7 protein-coding genes are annotated in these 6,412 nt (G+C 41.3%); all 7 read left to right on the top strand.

Annotation, left to right across the window (positions count from 1 at the left end; all coding sequences use genetic code 11):
• The first annotated feature begins 501 nt into the window (after nt 1-501).
• The 7 genes from IM450_RS04030 (at nt 502) to IM450_RS04000 (ending at nt 6,125) form a co-directional block, all read left to right on the top strand.
• A complete protein-coding gene (locus IM450_RS04030) occupies nt 502-765 on the top strand; it encodes a type II toxin-antitoxin system Phd/YefM family antitoxin (RefSeq protein WP_002752677.1) in 264 nt (87 codons plus the stop codon).
• Nucleotides 762-1,148, top strand: a complete 387-nt coding sequence (locus IM450_RS04025; RefSeq protein WP_002734288.1) for a type II toxin-antitoxin system VapC family toxin — start codon at nt 762-764, stop codon at nt 1,146-1,148. The genes IM450_RS04030 and IM450_RS04025 overlap by 4 nt, the downstream gene beginning before the upstream one ends.
• 1,051 nt (nt 1,149-2,199) lie before the next feature.
• Nucleotides 2,200-3,828, top strand: coding sequence for a hydroxylamine reductase (gene hcp, locus IM450_RS04020; protein WP_287670778.1), 1,629 nt, complete (start codon nt 2,200-2,202; stop codon nt 3,826-3,828).
• 85 nt (nt 3,829-3,913) lie between these two features.
• Nucleotides 3,914-4,630, top strand: coding sequence for a bidirectional hydrogenase complex protein HoxU (gene hoxU, locus IM450_RS04015; RefSeq protein WP_002778113.1), 717 nt, complete (start codon nt 3,914-3,916; stop codon nt 4,628-4,630).
• Between the two features lie 8 nt (nt 4,631-4,638).
• Entirely contained in the window at nt 4,639-5,034 is a 396-nt protein-coding gene (locus IM450_RS04010; protein ID WP_287670775.1) for a hypothetical protein, read from the top strand.
• 2 nt (nt 5,035-5,036) lie between these two features.
• A complete protein-coding gene (locus IM450_RS04005) occupies nt 5,037-5,498 on the top strand; it encodes a hypothetical protein (RefSeq protein ID WP_287670773.1) in 462 nt (153 codons plus the stop codon).
• A 78-nt stretch (nt 5,499-5,576) separates the two neighbouring features.
• Entirely contained in the window at nt 5,577-6,125 is a 549-nt protein-coding gene (locus IM450_RS04000; RefSeq protein ID WP_002740992.1) for an oxidoreductase, read from the top strand.
• Nucleotides 6,126-6,412: the final 287 nt, after the last annotated feature.

The raw sequence follows: 6,412 nt of genomic DNA, 5'->3' as shown, positions 1-6,412 counted from the left end.
GCAAGTTTCTTTGTTCTATGTTAAGATGTTGGTGGCTCATTTTGGGTCTGATTTGTTTTTGTTAATGATCAGACAGTACCTGATGAGCCTTTCTTTGTCAACTCTTGAGGTTGATGCGTTTCATTTTTGAATTGGCGAACAGGAAGCAATTGCCGCTACTAGGGGAAACTACCAAGAAGAGAAAATTGTTGTATGAAACGCAAACAGTTTATCGATCACGTCCTGTAGGGGCGAAGCATTCGGATAGGAAATCTACGGTTTCAGCGATAAGTTATTGCCCGAATCTTCGCCCGTACTTTTTCAGCAAGTCCTAGCCATTCTTGGTAGTTTAACCCCCAATTAAATAAAAGATCTGCGATTCCAAGACATACCGGAGTGATAATTATCACAATTGGTCAATTCAGCAATGGGAAAAAGTTGCCAAACCTTTATTAACCTGTGAGGCAGTTATCACTGAATCCTGTTTTATTTTGTGAAGTAAATAAAGAGAGAAAATTATTCATGTCAAACAAAACTATTGATCTCAATCAAGTACAGTTAACTTTACAAGAACTACTTGCCTTAATAAAGGTAGATACTGAAATTATTATAACCGAAGGAAACAAGCCTGTAGCTCGTCTAATTCCTTGGGGAGATACTGAAAAAACAACGTCTGAAACTCCTTCTCCTAAGTTACGACAACCAGGACTACACGCTGGAAAAATTAGGACTAGCGAAGATTTTGATGAGCCACTTCCTGAAGAATTTTGGACAGGTGAATCATGAAATTTCTTTTAGATACCCATACATTTATTTGGTGGGATAGCGAACCAGAAAAACTCTCTCAAAGAGCTTTAGAACTGTGTAGAGATCCTAGTAATACGCTATTACTTAGTATTACAAGTATTTGGGAAATGCAAATCAAACTACAACTAGGTAAACTATCACTCAAGATACCTTTAGCAGAAATGATTAATACTCAGCAGGAAACTAACCAAATTGGCCTTTTATCAATTACAGTCAGCCATGTTTTAGCTTTAAATACTTTACCTAACATCCATAAAGATCCATTTGACCGCTTGTTAGTTGCTCAAGCTAATCTTGAAAATGCTAGACTGATTAGCCATGATTCAATATTAGCAAAATATCCTGTTCAGATAGATTGGTAGATAGGACTTGCTGAATAAATGTTAAATATAGACGAGGTAAGAGTTTTAGGGTTCTGTTTTGCTCTCACAGGTGCAAGATTTTGAGAGAATCGTCGTTCAAAACCTTGCGTCTTCATCGGCCCGCGTCCTGTAGGGGCGAAGCATTCGGACAATAACCTATCGGTGAAACCGTAGATTTTCTATCCGAATGCTTCGCCCGTACTTTTTGAGCAAGTCCTAGCCATTCTTGGTGGTTTAACCCCCAATTAAATAAAAGATCTGCGATTCCAAGACATACGGAAATTAGGCATATTCTCGCTAATAAAATCTGCAAAGATATCGGAATACCACTAATAAAATAAATCGTTCATCAGTCTTGATGTCAAATATCAGGATCTGGCAAAAACAGATAAAAATTTTGAGTAGATTCGGCGAGATAATCGGTTAAGTTAAGTAAATAAAAAAAGAGATAACTATCTATGTCGAAAGCAATCCCATCATCACAGTTAGGCGATAATAACTCTTAAGTTCCAACTTTCTATCCTAATCAGGAGACCGATTGCTATGACACTGGCAAATACCCACCTAAAAATCGAAAATTTCGCTCATTATATCATAAAAATCACAAAAAATACTTAATTTAATAAGACAACTAAATAATTGTTTAATCGGTAATTCTTGAGGAAATCTAAAATCAGAACCCAACCGGCAAAAAAAGTGAGAGAATAAAAACATAGTTCAGAGAGTAGAGGCTGTCAAGACAAGCTTTCCAGTCGTAAAATCCACAATTCCTGCCGGGTGAGGGCTAATAAATAAGTAGGTAGGCGTTAAAAATTATCAGACACCCCCTCATCAAGGGGGGACTAAGGGGGGGATCGGCACCCCCCTTATCAAGGGTAGATCCCCCCGCCTATCGGCACCCCCCTTATCAAGGGGGGCAGGGGGGATCGAACCTAAAATCCATTTTTAATTTAATTATAACCAGCTACTTAACTTTCAAAAAAGCAGAATTCAATTTAGTAGAAAAAAATCGCAACAATCTGTCAATCTACTGAAAAAAGAGAGAAAACTTATGTTTTGTGAACAATGCGAACAAACCGCTAGTGGTAATGGTTGTCATCAGTGGGGAGCCTGTGGAAAAAGTCCCGAAGTCAACGCCGTTCAAGACTTATTAGTTTATTGTCTGCGGGGATTAGCATCGGTGGTTTTAAAAGCCAAAGAAGCGGCGATATCTACTCGCGAAGCCGATATTTTTACCTGCGAGTCGCTTTTCGCCACCATGACCAATGTGAACTTCGATCAAAGACGTTTTACCGATTATATTCAGCGTTGTTTAGAGATTCGGGAAAATTTAAAAGCACAATTGGGATCGCTGGACTGGTCTGCACTTGCTAACTATCAGCCTAATTTTAATGAGAGTCTAGTCAGCCAAGGTCAAGAAGTATCCTTAGAACTAATTGAAAAAGTACAAGACCTCGATATTTTTTCCCTAAAGTTAACCGCTATCTACGGAGTTAAAGGTCTGGCTTCCTATACTTTCCACGCTCAGGAATTAGGTCAAGAGGATGACTCAGTTTATCAGGTTATCCAAGAGACTTTAGCGGCAATTGATCGCAGTGATTTAAACCTTAATGATTGGGTGGCAATCTGTCTAAAAGTCGGGGCAGCAAACCTGCGGGCCATGGAATTATTAGATCAAGGTCATACCGAAACCTACGGTCATCCCATACCGACAAATGTTCCCTTAAATCCGCGTCTAGGTAAAGCCATTTTAGTCTCCGGCCATGATATTAAACAATTAGCGGCTTTACTGGCACAAACTGCCAATACTGGGATAACAGTCTACACCCACGGAGAATTATTACCCGCCCACGGTTATCCAAAACTCAAAGAAAAATATCCCCATCTCTACGGTCATTATGGCACCGCCTGGCAAAATCAAACTAAAGAATTTGCTAAGTTTCCGGGGGCAATAGTTTTAACTACTAATTGTCTCATGCCCCCCCACGAAAACTATGAAAGTAAACTCTTTACCCTCGGACCTGTGGGTTATGCCCATATTAACCGCTTAGAAACAGTGGGCGGTGCGATCGATTTTAGTCCCGTGATTGCTAAAGCGCAATCATTGCCCGGATTTACTGAAATAAGCGAACCTCGGCAGGTAATGGTGGGATTTGCCCACAATACCGTTCTCAGTGTCGCTGATACGGTGGTTAATGCCCTTAAACAGGGTAAAATCCGTCACTTCTTCCTAGTTGGGGGCTGCGATGGGGCAAAACCCGATCGCAATTACTACACCGAATTCGTGGAACAAGTCCCCGAAGATTGCATCGTTTTAACCCTTGCCTGTGGAAAATTCCGCTTTTTCGACAAACAATTAGGTAGCATCGAAGGATTACCCCGGCTGATGGACGTGGGACAATGTAACGATGCCTATAGTGCCATCAAAATCGCCCTAGGATTAGCCAACGCTTTTAACGTTAGCGTCAACGAGATTCCCCTCTCCCTAATTATCTCTTGGTACGAACAAAAAGCGATCGCTGTACTGCTCACCCTGCTGCATCTAGGTATTCAAAATATCCGTCTGGGACCAACTTTACCGGCATTTATCTCCCCCAACGTCCTCAAATTCCTCTCCGATACCTATCATCTGCAGCCGATTACCACCCCCGCAAAAGACTTAGCCGCTTGTCTAGGTTAAAACTTTCTGTAAAAATCCCACCCTCGGCCACAAATTGTGGCCTATGGGAAGGAGAGGGATATTATCCTCAAGGAGAATAATTTTTATGTCCGTAATCACTTTAAGCATTGATGGTAAAGATGTAGCGATCGAAGCAGGTTCGCGAGTTCTCGCAGCCGCTAGTCAGGTAGGAATAAAAATTCCTGCCCTCTGTCATCTCGATGGGGTTTCCGAAGTGGCTGCCTGTCGCTTATGTTTGGTAGAAATTGAAGGTATTAATAAATTATTACCCGCCTGTGTAACGGAGGTGGCGGAAGGAATGGTGATCCATACCGATACCCCAAAACTGAAAGAATATCGCCGCATGACGGTGGAATTATTATTCGCTGAAGGTAATCACGTTTGTGCGGTTTGTGTGGCTAATGGTAACTGTGAATTGCAAGATTTAGCCATCGAAGTGGGTATGGATCATAGTCGTTTTCCCTACCGTTTTCCCAAGCGAGAAGTCGATATTTCCCATCATCTTTTTGGTATCGATCATAATCGTTGTGTTCTCTGTACCCGTTGTGTGCGAGTCTGTGATGAAATTGAAGGGGCGCACGTTTGGGATCTGGCTTATCGCGGCGAAAAAGATAAAATTATCGCGGGAATGGATCAGCCTTGGGGCAGCGTTTCTGCCTGTACTTCCTGCGGCAAATGTGTTGCCGCTTGTCCAACGGGAGCCATATTCCGCAAGGGTTCCGCCGTTTCTGAAAAAGAGGAAGATCGATCAAAGTTGGAATTTTTAGTTAATGCTAGGACTCAACACCAATGGACGCGTTAAAGTAATCGATGGAGGGTGATAATGATCGATGGGCGCATTTAGATATCTACGAGCAGAAATTAACCGTCAAGGTAAGGGAGGACTATGATCAGATTATGGGTAATAATCAAGATATCCTAGAGATTGCTGCCCAATACGAAATATCGGAGATCGATATCCGACGCGCCAAGGATTATGCTTTTGGATCGGGAGTGTCTCGATATCAATTTTTTCCCGAAGGTTTAATGGTAGCAGCTTGGCGAAGACTCGCTGGCGCTCAAGGGAATAATCTTGATCGGATGTTTCTCAATCATGAAATCTACGAATCTGACTTAGTGATTAATCGAGGCTTTTCGCAGCAACAAGCGCATTTACTGGCACAAAAACAATATCCTTGGTCCGATTCAATTCAGCAAACGAGATAATTATGACCACATCACCCGAATCGCAATTTCTGCAAGCCCTAGAAATGTGTCAGTCTCTCTCCAATTTGACGGCGCAATTTTCTAGTATTCCTTGTCGGGTAATTGAAATTTTGTCTGATGTCAGTCAAGAGCCTAGGGTTTTGTATTCGCTCTTAATTAAATATTCTAGAGAGGTGGATTGTGCTTTAGTTGCCCTAGATATTTATGCCAAAAATGCTGATAATTGGCGAGTAAAAGATCGAGATAAAACCTGTTCTCTTGGTTTTGGAGTGAAAGACCATTGCACGATTTTAAGCTGTTTGCTCAATTTCAGTAAACGTCCTTTTTCTTTTATTTCTTATACGGGAAATTTTGCATCAGAGGCGATTATTTTTGAGCTACTTAAAGACTGGAAAAATCTAGATATAGCTCCTTTATTTGAGGAAAAAATGCAAGAATTTATCCAGGAGGCAAAAATAGCTTAAAAGAGTATTTCTTTTCGTTTGATCCTTTTGACGAAATTGCAACTCAGCCAAAAAATACCAATCTAAGGAATTAAAATTATGTCTAAAATTCGCTTCGCTACTGTCTGGTTAGCTGGTTGTTCGGGATGCCATATGTCCTTCCTCGATTTGGATGAATGGCTGTTAGAATTAGCCGAAAAAGTTGACGTGGTGTATAGTCCCGTCGGCTGCGATCTGAAAACCTATCCGGAAAATGTCGATGTCTGTTTAGTGGAAGGAGCGATCGCTAATCAGGATAATTTAGAACTAATTCATCTAGTCCGTCAAAATACCAAAACCGTCGTTTCTTTTGGTGATTGCGCCGTAACTGCTAACGTTCCCGCTATGCGGAATATGTTAGGAACTGCCGATCCCGTGCTAAAAAGGGCTTATTTAGAGTTAGGAGATAACACCCCTCAACTACCAGAAGAACCCGGTATCGTTCCCGAATTATTAGATCAAGTGCTGCCCGTCCATCAAGTCATTCCCATCGATATTTTTATGCCGGGATGTCCCCCCGATGCGGACAGAATTCGCGAGACATTGATTCCGATTTTAAAAGGGGAATTACCGGTGATGGCAGGACGAGAAATGATTAAATTTGGTTAATTGAATCAGTTATCAGTTATCAGTTATCAGTTATCAGTTATCAGTTATAAGATTTGAGTTTTAAGTTTTGAGTGAGCAGTATGTATTAAGTGAGCCTCATCAAATGCCAGTTTGCTGCTGTCTTTTCGCTGATTATTGATTACTGTTTACTGATTACTGATTGGGTGCATCTCACATTTGTAGAAATACCGACAATCAGCAATTATCAGTGACTCCTAAATTATTACAGATGTGTCAGCAGCCGCGTGTAAGCATCCCACCGAAAAACTAATGCGCGGGGGGTTTGG

The sequence above is a fragment of the Microcystis sp. M083S1 genome (assembly GCF_020246405.1).
Lineage (GTDB): Bacteria > Cyanobacteriota > Cyanobacteriia > Cyanobacteriales > Microcystaceae > Microcystis > Microcystis aeruginosa_C.
The sequence above is the reverse complement of the archived record's forward strand: the minus strand, read 5'-3'. Positions and strand labels throughout refer to the sequence as shown.